Consider the following 16,866-nt stretch of genomic DNA (forward strand, 5'->3'; position numbering starts at 1 on the left):
TTGGAGGTTATGCCGTCGCTAAGGCTCCGGTTCGCACCTCAAGAGGTGCTCCTACATGGTGCTGGCGGCCTCAGGGGTGTTTGTCGTCGTCCGGGTTGTGGAGGATGTGGGTGTCCGGGTCGTAGCGGTCTTTCAGGTCGTCCTTGAGCATCTTGTCCCACAGGGGTACGCCCACGAAGTAGGCGGCGCGGCCGATGGCGTGGGCGGCCACCGGGGCGGTGAGCAGGATGAACAGGATGATGGCCAGGGTGCGGGGCATCCAGGAAGTGGGTGGCCACGGCCAGCATCACCAACCCGGCGCCCAGGGTGCCGGCCTTGGTGGTGGCGTGCATGCGCATCAGCAGGTCGGGCATGCGCAGCACGCCGATGCCGGCCAGAAACATGAAGAAGGTGCCAGCGACCATCATCACCGATACCAGCAGGTCATTGATCACCTCGGTGGCCTCCTTTTTCCAGGTAACGGGCAAAACCGACGGCGGTGAGGAAGGCGGTGAGCGCCAGCACCATGGCCACATCCAGAAACGCGGGCCGGTCGTTGTTCAGGGCATAGATGCCGATAAAGGCCACGGTGAGCGAGGCCATCAGCTCCAGGGCCACCACCCGGTCGGGCAGGGTGGGGCCGCGCACCAGCCGCACCAGGGCGCACAGCAGCGCCAGGCTGAGCAGCAGATAGCTGAGAAATATTGCGCCTTCCAGCATGCCGGTCTCCGTTTTCAATCGCCTGTGTTTCTTTCGTAGGAGCTATGCTTGCATGGCGAATTTCATTGCGAAGGCAGCGGGTTCGCCATGCAAGCATAGCTCCTACGGCGGGTTTGTCGTGTTGCCCGCCACCTGCCGCGCTTCCTATTCCAGTAACGCCAGTACCCGGTCTTCCAGTGCGTGAATCTGTTGTCGCAGGTCGGCCTCGTCGTCCAGGTACATCACATGAAGATAGAGCACGCTGCGGTCGCTGGACACGTCCAGACTCAGGGTGCCCGGGGTCAGGGAAATCATGTTGGCGAGGATGGTAATGGCGCCATCGGTTTTGGCTCGCAGGGGCACCGCCACCACCGCCGGGCGCATATAGTGGGTGGGGGTGAGCACGTCGTAGGCCACCCGCAAATTGGATGCCACCAGGTCGCGCAGGAAGTGGCTGAGCAACAAAAACAGGCGGGGCACTTTTTTGCGATAGCGGGCGAAGTCCGGCACGTCGCGCAGGGCGAAGCCGAGAATCAGGTAACCCAGTACAAAGCCCACCAGCAAATTGGCACCACTGAAGTTGCCGGTGACGGCGGCCCAGATCAGGGCCAGGATCAGGTTCCAGCTCAACGGGCTCATGGTGCCTCTCCGAGTACCGCAGTGATATAGAGGCTCGGGTCCAGTAACTGCTCGGCGGCGGCCTGGGACAGTACCAGCACCGGCTGGGCGCCCAGGCCGATGGCCACGGTGATCAGCGCCAGGCCGGCCACCGTGGCGTAGAGCAGGGTGTTGCTGCCGCTGGCGGCGCAAGCGGTGTTTTCCGGTGCCGCCTTCCAGAATACCTCAGCCCAGATCTTGGTCATGGAGTAGAGGGTCAGCAGGCCCACCAGCAGGGCGGCGGCGACCAGCGCCCAGGCACCGGCTTCCACGCCACCGCGGATGACGATGAACTTGCCGAAGAAGCCGGATAGTGGCGGCATGCCCGCCAGGGACAGGGCGGGGATCAGGAACAGCAGGGCCAGCCAGGGCTTGTCACGATACAGGCCGCCCAGTTGCTTGAGCTCGTAGCTGCCACGCAGGCGGTAGACCAGGCCGCTGACAAAGAACAGGTTCGCCTTCACGATGATGTGGTGAATGATGTAGAAGATGCCGCCGGCCAGGGCCAGCACGCTCACCGAGGCTAGCGCCAGGCCCATCATCATGTAGCCGATCTGGCTGACGATATGGAATGACAGGATGCGGCGGAATTCGAACTGGGCGGCGGCGCCCAGTACCCCGGTGACCATGGTCAGCCCGGCGCCCCACAGCAGCACCTGGCGGACCAGTGGGTCGTCCATGCCGAAGATCAGGGTGAACACCCGGAACAGGGCATACACCCCCACCTTGGTGAGCAGCCCGGCGAACAGGGCGGACACCGCCACCTGGGGCGTGTGGTAGGACGCGGGCAGCCAGAAGAAGAACGGAAACGCCGCCGCCTTGATGCCGAAGGCCACCATGAACAGCATGGCGATGACCGTGGTCATGCCGGAATCCACTTCGCCCAGCTTTACGGCAATGTCGGCCATGTTGAGTGTGCCCACCAGGCCGTAAAGCAGCCCCACGGCGGACAGGAACAGGGCAGAGGACACCAGGTTGAGGGTCACGTACTTGATGGCCCCCTCCATTTGCGCCCGCTCACCACCCAGAATCAGCAGGGAGAAGGACGCCACCAGCATCACCTCGAACCACACGTACAGGTTGAAGATATCGCCGGTAAGAAAGGCGCCGTTGACCCCGGCCAGCAGCAGGTGCATGAGCGGGAAATAGCCGCCCTTGCGGTGAGCGATGCTGATGCTGCCCAGGGAATAAAATGCAGTGGCGGCACCGGTGACGGCGCTGAGCAACACCATGATGGCGGCGAGCAGATCACTGACCAGCACGATACCAAAGGGCGCCGGCCAGCGGCCCAGTTCGGTGACGATATGGCCCTGTTCCCAGGTGGCGAGTAACAGTGCCACGGCACTGGCCACCAGGGTGACGCTGCCGATTACGGCCAATGCGGCCTGTACTCGCTGGGAGTGTCGGCCCAGCAGGGACAGGGCGCCCGCTGCCAGCGGGATAAGAATGGGCAGGATGACCAGCAGGTTCATGTGTCGGTATCCCGCATCTGGTGCATGTCATCCGCTTCCACGACTTCGTAGGCGCGGCGAATCAGTACCACTGCAAAGGCCAGCACGCCGAAGCCGATGACAATGGCGGTGAGAATCAGCGCCTGGGCCAGCGGATCGGCCACCAGGCCAGCGGGTACCTGGGCATCATCCGGCACCAGCGGCGGGGCATCCCGGTGCAAGCCGGCGGCGGTGAAGATCAGCAGGTTGGCGGCGTTGGACAGCAGCACCAGCCCGATCACCAGTTTGACGATGGAGCGGCGCAGCATCATGTAGATGGCGGCGGCGTAGAGCACGCCCACCACCAGGGCCATCAGGCTGGTCATGTGTCTTGCTCCGCCAGGTTGATGATGATGGTGCTGGCGGTGCCGACCACCACCAGAAACACCCCGAGATCGAACAGCAGCGGCGAGCCCAGTTTCAGCTCGCCGAATACTGGCAGGCTTACCGTCAACCAGTGGGCGGTGAGGAACGGCAGACCGCTGAACAGGCCAAGTACCCCGGCCACCAGGGCCAGGATCAGCCCCCAGGCGATCAAATCGCGTGGGTCCACCCGCAGCACTCGCCGGGCACCGGCTTCGCTCATGGCAAACAGATGCACGGCGATGGCCGCGGACGCCACCAGCCCGGCGATAAAGCCCCCGCCCGGCGCGTTGTGGCCGCGCAGCAGCAAGAACAGGGCGAACAGCAACAGCAGCGGCAGCAGGAAAAAGCCGGTGGTGCGCAGGATCAGCGACTGGGTGCGCAGGGCGTTGCGGTCCGGGGGTGGTATGCGGCGTCTAGACTGCATAGAGCCTCCGGGAAGCAAGTTGCAAGTTACAAGTTGCAACGCGGGCAGGGCTTTGCCTGTTTTTCAAAGCAGTGAGGCCGCGCCCCCCGCTGCCGACGCGGCTCGTTGCGTTCAAGATAAAGGAAATCTCCAACCGCGTTGCAACTTGTAACTTGTAGCTTGCAACTTCTCTGTTAGTCATGGGTTTCCTCCGGTTCCGTGGTGTCACCCTTGCTGCGCAGTTTGAGCATGGCGTAGACCCCGGTGGCGGCCAGCGCCAGCACGAAGATTTCGCCCAGGGTATCCAGGGCGCGGAAGTCCACCAGAATCACGTTGACGATATTGCGGCCGTAACCGGCGGGCACGCTCTCGGTGATGAAGTAGTGGGCAATGCTGCCGTGGTAGCGGCTGCCCAGCACACTGAGCAACAGGGCGGTGACCATGCCACCTACGGTGATGCCCACCAGGGCATCAGCCAGCCGGGTACGGGTGCGGGTGAGGCGCAGGAAGCCGGGCAACCGGAACAGCACTAGCACCAGCATGATCACCGTGAGGGTTTCCACCAGTACCTGGGTGATGCTCAGGTCCGGGGCGCTGAACAGCACGTAGAGCAGGGCGATGGAAAAGCCCACCGCCCCCAGGCTGGCCACTGCCCCCAGTCGTGATTGCAGGGTCACCGCTGCCAGGGTGGCGGTGACCAGCACGGCGGCGATCACCGCTTCGTGGAGCTGAATGTCGGTGAAGTCCGGGCGCAGCTTGAGGGCATCCGGGTGCAGCCACAGGGCCGCCGCGACCAGACCTACCAGGGTCAGCAGGGTGCTGATCAGGTAATAGCGCAGGTAGCCGCTTTGCAGCAACCGGGTCTGGCCACTGGAAAGCGCCACCAGGCCATCCATGAGGCGGTGATAGGCCTGTTCCGGGCCAAAGCGGGCGGCGGTGTCCGCCCAGCGGGTGTGATGGCGGAAGCCCTGCCAGTAGCGGAACAGCACCAGCCCCACCAGCACCGCGCCGATGCTGATCAGCAGGGCGGTGTTGATGCCGTGCCACAGGGCCAGCGGTTGCGTCACTGCTTCGCCCAGGCTGGCGCTGGCGGCGGCACTGAGCAGGCTGCGGTCAATCAGCCCCGGGGCCAGACCCAGCAGCAGGCCCAGGCTGGCCAGCAGCGCCGGGCCCAGCAGCATGGCCGGGGGCGCTTCGCTGGGGGTGTGGGTGAGCGCGGCGGGCGCGCCGAACCAGGGGCGGATGCCGATCACGGCGGCCACGGCTACCCCCAGGGTGGCGGCGATCACGATGGCGGCACTGAACAGGGGCGCGAGGGCATGGCCATGGTTGAGGCCGGCCTCCAGCAGTTGTTCCTTGGCGATAAAACCGAACAGGGGTATCACCCCGGCCAGGGACAGGGCGGCGAGACCGGCGCTGGCGCTGGTGACGGGCAGGTAGCGGGACCAGCCGCCGGTGTCGAGAAAATCCTTGCGCCCGGTCTGGTGGTCAATGATGCCGGCCACCATGAACAGGGCGCCCTTGTAGAGCGAGTGGGCCAGCAGGTAGCTCATGGCGGCGAGCAGGGCGGTGCGGGTGCCCAGGCCGATCAGCATCGTCAGGGTGCCCAGGGCCATTACGGTGGAATAGGCGAGCATGCGCTTGATGCCGGTGGCGCGCAGGGCCAGGAACACCCCCAGCACCATGGTGATGGCGCCGGCGCCGCCCAGCAGCAGTAGCCATAGCTCGGTGCCGCCCATGGCCGGGTGCAACCGTGCCAGCAGGTAGATGCCCGCCTTCACCATGGTGGCCGAGTGCAGGTAGGCGCTCACCGGGGTGGGCGCGGCCATGGCGTTGGGTAGCCAGAAGTGGAACGGGAACTGGGCGCTTTTGGTAAAGGCGCCGAGCACGATCAGCACCAGTGTCAGCCCGTAGAGCGGATGGGCAACGATGGTGTCGCCCCGGGTGATCAGCACCGACAGCTCATAGCTGCCGCCGATCTGACCCAGCAGAATAAAGCCGGTCATCAACGCCAGCCCGCCACCCACGGTGACGATCAGCCCCTGCAGGGCCTTGGCCCGGGCGTTGGCGTCCTCATGGTTGAAGCCGATCAGCAGGTAGGAGGTGATGCTGGTGAGTTCCCAGAACACGAACAACACGATCAGGTTGTCGCTGAGCACCACGCCCAACATGGCGGCCATGAAACACAGCAGCAGTACGTAGAGCCGGGGAAGATCCCGGTGACCTTCCAGGTAGCGGCCAGCATAGATAAAGATCAGCGCGCCGATGGCGCAGATCATCAGGGCAAACAGCAGTGACAGGCCATCCAGCATGAAGCTCAGCGGCATGGCCAGGTCGGGTACCCAGTCGAGCCGCGACAACAGGGTGTTGCCCTGGGTAACGGGTTGCCAGTGGCTGAAAAAATACAGGGTCAGCCCGGCGGGAAGCAGGGAGAGAAGCCAGCCACTGTAACGGGGGAATAGCCGATGCAGGGCGGGGGCCAGGGGTGCGAGCAAGAATCCAGACAAGATGCCTGTCAGCATGGCGCTCCGTTATCAGTAGCCCGCTTTCGCGGAATATGGCATCACCGTAAAACGATGATTAGCATGGAATTATGCTACGCATTATGTGAAATCTCAGGCAAGGTAAAGTTCCGTTTTGAGGCGAAAAAAGGCGGCTTGTGGCTACTTATTTAAGAGAGATGATCGGGATAAAAAATGCATATTTTTGGGTTTTCGCTTTGAGTGTGTAACAAGAAGAAAACAAATGGGGGGTGCGTGCCTGTTTCCTGTTGTCCGGTTTGCTCGCTGTGACAGCTGCTGCTGTCGGTGGGATTCTTGCAAGGGAAGGGGGGCATGGCATACTTGCCGAGTTTTGCTGCCTGTGGGTAGCACAAGGATTGTTATTCAAGAGAGCACATGATGTTGCCTGCAATTGTTCTGCTTCCTCTTCTGGCGGCGCTGCTTCCCATGTTTACTCGCCAGCTGGGGAGGCGCTGGTGCGCCCTGTTGGTGGCGCTGCCGGTGGTGGCTGCCCTGGGGCTGCTGGCCCAGGCGTCAATGCCGATCTGGGAAGGGGGGATGCAGCAGTGGTCACTGGACTGGCTGCCGTCCCTGGGGCTGAATCTGGCCCTGCGGCTGGATGGCCTGGCGCTGTTGTTCTGCGTGTTGATTCTGGGCATCGGTTTGTTGGTGGTGGTGTATGCCCACTATTACCTGCCGGCCAAGGATGATGGCGGCCGTTTCTATACCTTGTTGCTGTTGTTCATGTTCAGCATGCTGGGGGTGGTGACCAGCGATAACCTGCTGTTTCTGGTGTTTTTCTGGGAGCTGACCAGTCTCAGTTCCTTTTTGCTGATCAGCTACAAGCAATACGACAGTGCTGCTCGCAAGGGTGCTCGTATGGCGCTGACGGTCACCGGCATGGGCGGCCTGGCGCTGCTGGCCGGGGTGCTGCTGATTGGTCATGTGGTGGGCAGCTTCTCGTTGAGTACGGTGCTTGAGAGTGGTGCGCTGGTTCAGCAACACGCTCTCTACCCGGTGATCCTCTGCCTGGTGTTGCTGGGGGCGTTTACCAAGAGTGCCCAGTTCCCGTTCCATTTCTGGTTGCCCCATGCCATGGCGGCGCCGACGCCGGTGAGTGCCTACCTGCATTCGGCCACCATGGTGAAGGCCGGCATTTTCCTGCTGGCGCGTTTCTATCCGGTGCTGGCGGGCACCGACCTGTGGTTCTATCTGGTCACCGCCGCCGGTATGGCCACCCTGCTGTGGGGGGCGGTATGGGCCCTGTTCCAGCATGATCTGAAAGGGTTGCTGGCGTTTTCCACTATCAGTCACCTGGGTCTGATTACCTTGCTGTTCGGGCTGAATTCGCCGCTGGCGGCGGTGGCAGGTGTGTTTCATATCATCAACCACGCCACCTTCAAGGCGGGCCTGTTCATGGCTGCGGGCATTATCGATCAGCAGACAGGCACCCGCGACATGCGCCGAATCAATGGCCTGTGGAAGTACATGCCCTACACGGCGGTACTGGCCATGGTGGCGTCGGCGGCCATGGCCGGGGTGCCGTTGCTGAACGGCTTCCTGTCCAAGGAAATGTTCTTTACCGAGACCCTGCAGTCCGACCAGCTGGGCGCCCTGAGCTGGCTGTTGCCGCTGGGCGCGACCCTGGGCGGGGTGTTCTCGGTGGCCTACTCGGCGCGCTTTATCCACGATGTGTTCTTCAATGGCGAGCCGGTGAATCTGCCCAAGTTCCCGCCCCAGGAACCGCCCCGTTACATGAAGATCCCGGTGGAAATCCTGGTGGCCCTGTGTGTGGCGGTGGGGGTGTTCCCGGCGATCACCGTGGCGGCGCTGCTGGCGGTGGCGGCCACGGCTACCCTGGGTGGTACCCTGCCCGAGTATCACCTGGCGGTGTGGCACGGGCTCAATATTCCGCTGTTGATGAGTGTCATCGCCCTGGTCGGGGGTATCGCGGTGTACGCGTGCCGTCGCGGGCTGTTTGCCTGGTATGCGCGTTTGCCGGAGATTGATGCCAAGCGGGTGTTCGAAGGCCGGATCCAGGCCGTGGTGCGGCTGGCCGCTGGTGTTACCCGGCGATTGCAGAGCGGGTCACTGCAGGGTTATCTGGCCTGGGTGCTGGCGCTGGTGGCGGCGGTGCTGGTATGGCAGTTGCCCAACCTGGCCAGCTTCACCGGAGAGCGCGCCATGCTACCGGTGGATGGGGTATCGGTTCTCTGTGCCTTGATGCTGATTGCTGCCGCCCTGCTGACCACGGTGCTGCACCGCCAGCGGATGATGGCGATTATCTGCCTGAGTGTGGTGGGGCTGATTGTGTCGCTGATTTTCGTGCGCTTCTCGGCGCCGGATCTGGCCCTGACACAGCTTTCTGTGGAAGTGGTCAGCGTGCTGCTGCTGATGCTGGCCATGTACTTCCTGCCGGCGCGGGCCAAGGCGGATTCCAACTCCTTGCGGGTGGGTCGTGATGCGGTGCTGGCGGTGCTGATCGGCACGGGGGTGGCGGTGGCCGCCTTGCTGGTAATGACCACCGAGATTGCCACCATCAGCCCCTTCTTCCTGGAAAACAGCGTGCCCGGCGGGGGCGGTACCAATGTGGTGAACGTGATCCTGGTGGACTTCCGTGGCTTTGATACCTTTGGCGAGATTACCGTGCTGGGCATCGCGGCCCTGGGGATCTATGCCCTGCTCAGTGACTTGAAGCTGGTGTCTGCCAAGTACGACCCCTTTGGCCGGCCCTGGGCCCATGACGCCCACCCGCTGGTGCTGGTGACCCTGTCGCGGCCATTGTTGCCGCTGGCGCTGATGATTGCGGTGTATATCTTCCTGCGCGGCCACAATCTGCCTGGCGGTGGCTTTGTGGCGGGGCTGATTACCTCGGTGGCACTGCTGCTGCAGTACGTGGCATCCGGGGTGACCTGGGTGCACAAACGTATTCCTGGCGATTACCACCCGCTGGTGGCCCTTGGCGTGTTGCTGGCGGGCCTGACCGGGGTAGCCAGCTGGGCCTTCGATGCGCCCTTCCTGACCAGTACCTTTACCCATGTGCACCTGCCCATGATCGGCGACTTCGAGCTGGCCAGTGCCATGTTGTTTGATACCGGCGTGTTCCTCACCGTGGTGGGCGCCACCCTGCTGATCCTGGCCAACCTGGGCAAGCTGTCGTTGCTGGATGACAAGAAGGAGACCACCTGATGGAGTTGTTAGTGGCGCTGATTATCGGCGTGCTGGTGGCCACCGGCGTATACCTGTGCCTGCGTGCGCGCACCTTTTCGGTGGTGCTTGGGCTGACCCTGCTGGGTTACGGGGTGAATGTGTTCCTGTTTGCCATGGGCGGCCTGAAGATCAACCAGGTGGCGGTGGTCGGTGCCAGTGAAGACCCCACCGACCCGCTGACCCAGGCGTTGGTGCTCACCGCTATCGTGATCGGTTTCGCCATGACTGCCTTCCTGGTGGTGCTGGCCCTGCGCAGTCAGGGGGAGCAGCACAGTGACCATGTGGATGGTCAGGACGGGGAGCAACGTTCATGACGCACTGGATTATTGCGCCCATCCTGATTCCTGCCCTCGCCGGGCTGCTGCTGTTGCTGGAGGTGCGCGAGCGGCAACGGTTGCGGCGCTTTACCGGTCTGCTCTCCTGTATTGCCCTGGTGCCGGTGGCGCTGGTGCTGTGGCAACAGGCCGCCCAGGGTGACGTGGGGGTGTATCAGCTGGGCGACTGGCAGGCGCCGTTCGGTATCGTGCTGGTGCTGGACAAGCTCAGCGCCCTGATGCTGTTGCTCACTGCGGTGCTGGCGTTGCCGGCACTCTTATATGGCTGCGCCGGTGATGATCGCCGGGGGCCCAACTTCCATTCCCTGTTCCAGTTTCAGTTGATGGGTATCAACGGGGCGTTCCTCACCGGTGACCTGTTCAACCTGTTCGTGTTCTTCGAGGTGTTGCTGATCGCCTCCTACGGCCTGGCGTTGCATGGCCGTGGCCCGGATCGGGTCAAGGCCGGCCTGCATTATGTGGTGCTGAACCTGGCCGGCTCGGCCCTGTTCCTGATCGCCCTGGGACTGATCTACGGCACCACCGGCACCCTCAACATGGCCGACTTCGCGGTCAAGGCCCAGGCCCTTGAGGGCAGCGAGCAGATCCTGCTGACCGTGGCGGTGCTGTTGCTGTGGGTGGTGTTCGGCCTGAAGGCGGCCCTGTTTCCGCTGTACTTCTGGCTGCCGGCCACCTATGCCAATGCCACCGCGCCGGTGGCGGCGCTGTTTGCGATCATGACCAAGGTGGGCATCTACGCCATCCTGCGCATGCAGGCGCTGGCCTTCAGTGACGGGCCGCTGGCGGGGCTGGGGGCCGATCTGCTCTGGTGGTTGGCGCTGGTAACCCTGGCGCTGGCGGCTATCGGTGCCCTGGCGGCGAAACGGTTGGGCGGGCTGGTGGCCTATCTGGTGGTCATGTCCGTGGGCACGCTGGTGGCGGCACTGAGTCTGGGAGACCCCGAGACTGTCGGTCCGGCACTCTATTACCTGATCCATTCCACCCTGATCTGTGGTGCCCTGTTCCTGCTCTGTGATCTGCTGCGCCGCTCCCGGGGCGATAGCGATGACCGGCTGGAGTCCGGTCCGCCACTGGCCCACGGCAACTGGTTGGGCGCGGCCTTTTTTGCTGCCGCGGTGGCGGTGGTGGGGTTGCCGCCCCTGTCCGGTTTTGTCGGTAAGGTGGCGCTGTTGCAGGCGGTGCCCAGTGCCCCTTACTGGGCGCTCCTGTTGCTGGCGGGGCTGGCTGGCCTGGTGGGTCTGAGCCGGGCCGGGTCGACGTTGTTCTGGCGGGTGCATGGTGAGGCTGTCGGCAAGAAACTCGGTAAGCGGCGTGTCATTCCCATGCTGGCCCTGTTGCTGGTGAGCCCGGTGTTGACCCTGGCCGCGGAGCCTCTGCTGCAGCTATGCGCTGGCGTGGCCGACCAGCTGGCGGACCAGACGATTTATATTCGCGCGGTGTTGGGAGGTGCCTCATGAAGCGCTTGCTTCCCTATCCCAGTCTTACCCTGGTGCTGTGGCTGACCTGGCTGCTCCTCAATGGCTTCAGTGTGGGCCATGCCTTGTTGGGGCTGATTCTGGCGGTGGTGTTGCCGCTGGGCACCCGGCCTTTCTGGCCACAGGTGCCGCTGGTTCGTGATCGTATGGGGCTGCTGCGTTTCGTGCTGCGGGTGGCCAAGGATATTCTGCTGGCCAACCTGGCGGTGGCCCTGAAAGTGCTGGGGCCGGTGAAGGATCTGCAGCCCGGTTTTGTGGAAGTGCCACTGGACCTGCGCGACAGCTTTGCCATTACTGTGCTTACCAGCACGGTGTCGCTAACCCCGGGGACCGTGTCCGCCGATGTCAGTGAGGACCGCACCCGGTTGCTGGTGCATGCCCTGCACGTGGAAGATCCGGAGGCCCTGGTGGCGGAAATCAAGCAGCGCTACGAAGGGCCGATCAAGGAGATTTTCGAATGCTAGAGAGTGCCATCTCGTTGACGTTTGGCCTGCTTACGGTGGCCTGGGTGTTGAACCTGTATCGGCTGGTGATCGGCCCCTCCCTGCCGGATCGGGTGCTGGCGCTGGATACCATGTATATCAACAGCATTGCCCTGATCGTGGTCTATGGCATCCAGGTGGACAGCAAGCTGTATTTCGAGGCCGCCATGCTGATTGCCCTGATCGGTTTTGTCAGCACCGTGGCGGTGGCCAAATACATTACCCGCGGCGACATTATTGAGTGATGGTCGGACGTCTGAGGTCTGACGTCGGAAGTCTGGGTCTGTGTTTTAGCGTCAGACGTCCGACCTCCGACATTTGACCTTCTATCAAGTACCTGGGCCCTGTATTCGTACAATGGCTGGAGAATAAAGTGGACACAGTAATTGAATGGCTGGTGGCGATTTTTGTAGTGGTGGGCGGCATTTTTGCGCTGATCGGATCCATCGGCCTGGCGCGCCTACCGGATTTCTACACTCGCCTGCACGGTCCTACCAAGGCCACCACCCTGGGAGTGGGCGGTACCATCATTGCGTCCCTGCTGTTTTTTTCCTGGCAGGAGCGCGGGCTGCAACTGCATGAGGTGCTGATCACCCTGTTCCTGTTCATCACGGCCCCGGTATCGGCCCACATGTTGGCCAAGGCGGCCATGCACCGGGATCTGAAACGGATGAAGGGCACGCGCGGGGAGCCCTGGAAGCAGTAAGGCAGTTATGAGCTTCTAGCTGCTAGCTTTGAGTCGCGACATTACGGTGGGGAGCCCTTGAGGCTGTGCCCGCGGGGTGTTTGGGTTTGGCGTGAATCGCGGCGCAGAGTTCGGGGATGTGGTGCTTGCGGACAATCGCGTAGAAGCTAAAAGCTAGGGGCTCGCAGCTTGTTCTGTAAAAAATGTAAAAGGTGAAACTGGCAGGAACTTTCGGGAAAACGGTGTGGTCGTAAAGAATAGCTACGGATTGGCACCCCCCGATCCCCCAGTACCCTCGTCGATCCGTAGCTTATTTGGACTCCCCAATCTCTCCCCAGAGGTTGGGGCGGCAAGCCTCCCTGGCAGCACAGTCGTTCCCTTCCCCCAAGATTGCTGCCAGGGATTTTTTTTTGCCCGCCGCTTGTGTCGGAAGGCAATGGCAAACTGCAAATTCTTCGCGTTTTTTATACAGGTTCGCAGATTGTAATAAAGCAATCAGCGTGCCAGGTTTTCTGTTTGGCTATTAGTGCTTGCTGATCAGTGAGATAGGGGGCTTCCTTCGCGTTCAGCCAGGCCTCGCTGGCGCCCTGTCGTGGGACGGGAGTGCCCCTTAGTGCCAGTTTTGTGACGTACATCGACAGTCGGGCAAAAACAGGGAATGAAGGGCTGGAACTTTTCTGAAAAAACGGCAGTCTCTATAAGAGCGACGGGCCGGCCCCCCGATCCCCCAGTACCCTCACCGGTTCGTCGTGTTTTGCCCCGGCCTTCTTCCCCCAAAGAAGCCGGGGTGGCAAGCCCCCCCGGCAGCAAGTCGTTCCCTTCCCCCCAAGAATTGCTGCCGGGGATTTTTTTGTCTGGAGAAAAGTCGGACGTCTGAAGTCGGAGGTCTGACGCTAAAAGATGGCCTAGTCGTCCGACATCCGGCGATCGGCGTCTGACCCTATTTCCAGCCATTCCCCCAGTTTTTTCCAGGCCTCGTCGCAACCGGTGCCATTGGTGGCAGAGAACAATTGTAGTGACAGTGGTGCAGGATGGCCCTTGAGCTGGCTTTGCACCTTCAGCAGGGTGGATTTGGCAGCGCCGAACTTCAGTTTGTCGGCCTTGGTCATCAGGATATGGATGGGCATGTTGGCCTGGGCGGACCATTCCAGCATCAGCAGGTCGAAATCCTTGAGCGGATGACGAATATCCATCATCAGCACCAGCCCCACCAGCACCTGGCGCTCGGCCAGATAGTGATCCAGGTGTTCCTGCCACTCGTTACGCTTGCTCTTGGCTACCTTGGCGTAGCCATAGCCGGGCAGATCCACCAGACGCCGTTCGTCGTCCAGGGCAAAAAAGTTGATCAACTGGGTGCGGCCGGGGGTTTTGGAGGTTCGCGCCAGGGTTCTCTGGCCGGTCAGGCGGTTGATGGCGCTGGATTTGCCGGCGTTGGAGCGGCCGGCAAAGGCCACTTCCCGGCCTTCGTCAGGCGGGCACTGGTCCAGGCGCTGGGCACTTTGCAGGAAACTGGCCTGATGGAGCAGGATCTCTGCTGGATGCTTTTCACTGTTACCCATAACCTTACCCTTCACATGGAATATGACGGCGCGTGCCAGACTGGTATATAATCCCGTCCGCCTGGCCCTCCTGGCGGTTGCCAGGGCGGTCGACGTTCTACAAGGGTTTGACGGGAAAGGCAAATCCACACTTCGCCAGCGGTTGACGCCAGCATAGCAGAGGTAGGATATGAAGGGTTTGGTAGCAGGTATTGCATTGATCATGATGGCAGGAGCGGCCAGCGCCGCCACCGTGGAAGAGCGCTATAACAGTAGCTGCACCTTCTGCCATACTTCCGGCGCAGCCGGTGCCCCCAAGGCTCACGATGAAGCCGCCTGGAAACCGTTGCGTGCTAAAGGCATGGATACCCTGGTCAAGCACGTGAAGGAAGGGTTCAACGCCATGCCGCCCAAAGGCATGTGCAACGACTGTAGCGACGACGAATACCGTGCTCTGATTGAGTACATGTCCAAAAGCAAATAAGACGCTGTACGAAAGGATAGGCCATGAAGTTTTTCAAACTGTTCGTGCTGATGGCGGCTGCCGTAGTAGCCAACCCGACTCTGGCTGCAGGCGATGCTGAGGCTGGTGAAGCAAAAGCCGCTCCCTGTGCCGCTTGTCACGGCCCCGGTGGTAGCAAGCCGATTGCTGGTAACTACCCGAAACTGGCGGGTCAGGGTGAAGCCTACCTGGTCAAGCAGCTTCAGGATTACAAGTCCGGTAAACGTGAAAATGCCATCATGGCCGGCCAGGCGGCCAACCTGAGTGAGCAGGACATGGCGGATCTGGGGGCGTATTATGCTTCTCAGGAAGCGCAATCCGGTCAGGCTGACCCGGAATGGGTAGAGCAGGGAGCCAAACTGTATCGCGGTGGGGATGCAGCTAATGGTCTGCCTGCATGCTCCGGTTGCCATGGCCCTGCAGGGCAGGGTATTGATGGCGCCAAGTATCCGCACCTGGCTGGTCAGAATGCCCAGTATGTGGAAGATCAGCTGAAGGCTTTCCGTGCCGCTGGCCGTAATGACCTGGGCGATAACGTGGTCAAGCGCACCAACGATACCGATGGTGACGCCCCAGGCATGATGCAGACCGTTGCTGCCAAAATGAGTGACTCCCAGATCAAGGCGGTAGCCAGCTACATTGCTGGTTTGTCCAAATAGATCTGATTGGTTACGGTTTGTAGAAAAGGCAGCCTGCGGGCTGCCTTTTTCGTTGTTATCATGAAAAGATAAATGATTCTCCCTGCATCGATGTGTTTTTACTCGGCGGCGGGAGAAAATAATGATTCCGGCGGTCATACCGTGCGGAGACCAACAATAAGGAGATGAACCCATGCTTCGCTTTGTGACGGCTTTGCTGATGAGTCTGGGCCTGGCAACCGCTGCGGTTGCAGCCGACGAACATGCCCGTTTTGCCGTGGACACCCATTACAAGATTCTGGATGTGCCCGGCAATGTGAGTGACCCCAGCAAGGTGGAAGTGCGGGAGTTTTTCTCCTACGCCTGCCCCCACTGTTACTCCCTGGAACCGGCGGTAGACACGTGGCTGGAATCCAAGCCGGACTATATTGATTACGTGCGCACCCCGGTGCTGTTCCTGCGTAACGCCGAGCCGCTGGCTCGTGCTTACTATATCGAGGAAACCCTGGGCCTGGTGGATGAAGTCCACGGTCCCCTGTTTGATGCCATTCACAAGCACCGTGAGCCGCTGTTCAATGAGCCGGCATTGGCCAACTTCTTCCGTAAATACGGCGTGGAGCCGGACAAGTTCAACCGTCTGTACAGCTCCTTTGGTGTGTCCACCAAGGTGCGTCAGGCGGAGGCGCTGACCAAGGAATACAAGATTCCGGGCGTGCCCAACTTTGTTGTTAACGGCAAGTACCTGGTGTTGCGCGAGAACCTGAAGACCACCGGCGAGCTGTTCGAGGTCATCGAGTATCTGGCCAACAAGGAAAGGACTGGCGGTTGATTCATGCTGCTGGACCGTGCCCGCAATGCTTATCGTGACTGGAAAGCCCGCCCTGCGGGCTTTTCCTTCGCTCGGGAAGGCGTGCGACGGACTCGCCAGACCCGTGAAATCATCCTCCCGGAAAAGAGCATCAAGCTGCTCAGTTTCAATATCCAGGCCGGCATCGGCAGCCAGAAATTTGGCGATTACATCACCGGTAGCTGGAAACACCTGGTAGCGCATCCGCGCAGCGTGGAAACCATCGAACAGATTGCCGAAGTGCTGAGCCACTTTGATGTGGTGGGGCTGCAGGAAGTGGATGGTGGCAGCCTGCGGTCACGCAACATGAATCAGCTGGTTCACCTGGCATCGCTGGGCGATTTCGCCTTCTGGCACCAGCAACTCAACCGCAATCTGGGCCGTCTCGGCCAGTTCAGCAATGGTTTCCTCAGTCGCCATCAGCCCTTCGAGGTGAAGGATCATCGGTTACCCGGTCTGCCCGGGCGTGGTGCCATCATCATCAAGTATGGTCATCCTATCCAGCCTCTGGTGGTGGTGGTTGCCCATCTTGCCCTTGGCGAGAAGGTGCGCAATACCCAGTTGGCTTACCTGACCCGGTTGCTTGAAGGCTACAAGTATGTGGTGATGATGGGGGATTTCAATTGCCGTCTGGAGCACCTGGAAGCATCCCCTCTGGCAAGCCTGGGGCTGCGGACTGTGGAGGCCGATAACCTCAATACCTACCCGAGCTGGGCCCCGGATCGGCACATCGACCACATTCTTCTGTCAGCGGCACTGCAAAGTCGTCACACACGCGTACTTGACGACTGCCTGCTGTCCGACCACCTGCCTCTGGCCACGGAAATTCTGGTCCCGGATGAGGTGATTGCGGCAACGCGGGAGCACCGGCTGCCGCTGATTAGTTAACAGTTAACAGTGAACAGTTAATAGTTCGCGATTGAGTTTATGGGTTGCTCCAGCCTTTGAGGCCGCGCCAGATTATGGGTCGCGGCCTCTTGCGTTGGGGGCCAGGAAACGTTGCCCGCGCCGCTGTTAACTGTTCACTCTTCACTGTTAAATATGGGGTCCCATTACCGG

Annotated in this window: 18 protein-coding genes and 1 pseudogene; 10 read left to right on the forward strand and 9 right to left on the reverse strand. The window is 61.4% G+C overall.

Features of this window, described 5'->3' with window-relative positions:
* Positions 1-70: 70 nt before the first annotated feature.
* The 8 genes and pseudogenes from KZ772_RS18620 to KZ772_RS13970 form a co-directional block, all read right to left on the reverse strand.
* Positions 71-259 carry a monovalent cation/H(+) antiporter subunit G gene (locus KZ772_RS18620; protein WP_365870311.1) on the reverse strand — a complete coding sequence of 63 codons (189 nt, stop codon included), beginning with the start codon at positions 257-259 and terminating at the stop codon, positions 71-73.
* Positions 260-320: 61 nt separating this feature from the next.
* Positions 321-515: pseudogene (locus tag KZ772_RS18625) on the reverse strand (monovalent cation/H(+) antiporter subunit G); the annotation flags it as partial.
* Positions 424-699 (reverse strand): cation:proton antiporter, encoded by a 276-nt coding sequence (locus tag KZ772_RS13945; protein ID WP_290510906.1) that lies wholly within the window; start codon positions 697-699, stop codon positions 424-426. The pseudogene KZ772_RS18625 and the gene KZ772_RS13945, both read right to left, overlap by 92 nt.
* 144 nt (positions 700-843) lie before the next feature.
* Complete coding sequence (locus tag KZ772_RS13950) at positions 844-1,317, reverse strand: Na+/H+ antiporter subunit E (RefSeq protein ID WP_290537131.1); 474 nt, start codon at positions 1,315-1,317, stop codon at positions 844-846.
* Positions 1,314-2,807 (reverse strand): Na+/H+ antiporter subunit D, encoded by a 1,494-nt coding sequence (locus KZ772_RS13955; protein WP_290537132.1) that lies wholly within the window; start codon positions 2,805-2,807, stop codon positions 1,314-1,316. Before KZ772_RS13955 ends, KZ772_RS13950 begins: the two co-directional genes overlap by 4 nt.
* Complete coding sequence (locus KZ772_RS13960; protein WP_290537133.1) at positions 2,804-3,151, reverse strand: Na+/H+ antiporter subunit C; 348 nt, start codon at positions 3,149-3,151, stop codon at positions 2,804-2,806. The genes KZ772_RS13955 and KZ772_RS13960 overlap by 4 nt, the downstream gene beginning before the upstream one ends.
* A complete protein-coding gene (locus tag KZ772_RS13965; protein WP_290537134.1) occupies positions 3,148-3,615 on the reverse strand; it encodes a Na+/H+ antiporter subunit B in 468 nt (155 codons plus the stop codon). The genes KZ772_RS13960 and KZ772_RS13965 overlap by 4 nt, the downstream gene beginning before the upstream one ends.
* 173 nt (positions 3,616-3,788) lie before the next feature.
* Positions 3,789-6,116: a putative monovalent cation/H+ antiporter subunit A gene (locus KZ772_RS13970; protein WP_290537135.1), complete on the reverse strand. Its 2,328-nt coding sequence runs from the start codon at positions 6,114-6,116 to the stop codon at positions 3,789-3,791.
* A 375-nt stretch (positions 6,117-6,491) separates the two neighbouring features.
* On the opposite strand from KZ772_RS13970, the gene KZ772_RS13975 reads away from it, so the two are divergent.
* The 6 genes from KZ772_RS13975 (at position 6,492) to KZ772_RS14000 (ending at position 12,303) form a co-directional block, all read left to right on the forward strand.
* A complete protein-coding gene (locus KZ772_RS13975) occupies positions 6,492-9,284 on the forward strand; it encodes a monovalent cation/H+ antiporter subunit A (RefSeq protein ID WP_290537136.1) in 2,793 nt (930 codons plus the stop codon).
* Positions 9,284-9,619 (forward strand): Na+/H+ antiporter subunit C, encoded by a 336-nt coding sequence (locus tag KZ772_RS13980; RefSeq protein WP_290537137.1) that lies wholly within the window; start codon positions 9,284-9,286, stop codon positions 9,617-9,619. The genes KZ772_RS13975 and KZ772_RS13980 overlap by 1 nt, the downstream gene beginning before the upstream one ends.
* Entirely contained in the window at positions 9,616-11,097 is a 1,482-nt protein-coding gene (locus KZ772_RS13985; RefSeq protein ID WP_290537138.1) for a monovalent cation/H+ antiporter subunit D, read from the forward strand. Before KZ772_RS13980 ends, KZ772_RS13985 begins: the two co-directional genes overlap by 4 nt.
* Positions 11,094-11,579: a Na+/H+ antiporter subunit E gene (locus KZ772_RS13990; RefSeq protein WP_290519662.1), complete on the forward strand. Its 486-nt coding sequence runs from the start codon at positions 11,094-11,096 to the stop codon at positions 11,577-11,579. Before KZ772_RS13985 ends, KZ772_RS13990 begins: the two co-directional genes overlap by 4 nt.
* Positions 11,573-11,842, forward strand: a complete 270-nt coding sequence (locus tag KZ772_RS13995; protein ID WP_035245990.1) for a K+/H+ antiporter subunit F — start codon at positions 11,573-11,575, stop codon at positions 11,840-11,842. Before KZ772_RS13990 ends, KZ772_RS13995 begins: the two co-directional genes overlap by 7 nt.
* Before the next feature lie 128 nt (positions 11,843-11,970).
* Positions 11,971-12,303, forward strand: coding sequence for a Na+/H+ antiporter subunit G (locus KZ772_RS14000; RefSeq protein ID WP_290537139.1), 333 nt, complete (start codon positions 11,971-11,973; stop codon positions 12,301-12,303).
* An 884-nt stretch (positions 12,304-13,187) separates the two neighbouring features.
* On the opposite strand, the gene yihA is transcribed toward KZ772_RS14000, so the two are convergent.
* Complete coding sequence (gene yihA, locus KZ772_RS14005) at positions 13,188-13,841, reverse strand: ribosome biogenesis GTP-binding protein YihA/YsxC (RefSeq protein WP_290537140.1); 654 nt, start codon at positions 13,839-13,841, stop codon at positions 13,188-13,190.
* A gap of 169 nt (positions 13,842-14,010) precedes the next feature.
* Here yihA and KZ772_RS14010 point away from each other — a divergent pair, with 169 nt between their 5' ends.
* The 4 genes from KZ772_RS14010 to KZ772_RS14025 all read left to right on the forward strand — a co-directional run bounded on the left by KZ772_RS14010 (position 14,011) and on the right by KZ772_RS14025 (position 16,695).
* Positions 14,011-14,304, forward strand: a complete 294-nt coding sequence (locus KZ772_RS14010) for a c-type cytochrome (protein ID WP_290537141.1) — start codon at positions 14,011-14,013, stop codon at positions 14,302-14,304.
* Positions 14,305-14,327: 23 nt separating this feature from the next.
* Entirely contained in the window at positions 14,328-14,981 is a 654-nt protein-coding gene (locus KZ772_RS14015; RefSeq protein WP_290537142.1) for a c-type cytochrome, read from the forward strand.
* Between the two features lie 172 nt (positions 14,982-15,153).
* Positions 15,154-15,789 (forward strand): thiol:disulfide interchange protein DsbA/DsbL, encoded by a 636-nt coding sequence (locus KZ772_RS14020; RefSeq protein WP_290537143.1) that lies wholly within the window; start codon positions 15,154-15,156, stop codon positions 15,787-15,789.
* A gap of 3 nt (positions 15,790-15,792) precedes the next feature.
* Entirely contained in the window at positions 15,793-16,695 is a 903-nt protein-coding gene (locus tag KZ772_RS14025; RefSeq protein ID WP_290537144.1) for an endonuclease/exonuclease/phosphatase family protein, read from the forward strand.
* Positions 16,696-16,866: the final 171 nt, after the last annotated feature.

Source organism: Alcanivorax sp. (assembly GCF_019431375.1).
Classification (GTDB): domain Bacteria; phylum Pseudomonadota; class Gammaproteobacteria; order Pseudomonadales; family Alcanivoracaceae; genus Alcanivorax; species Alcanivorax jadensis_A.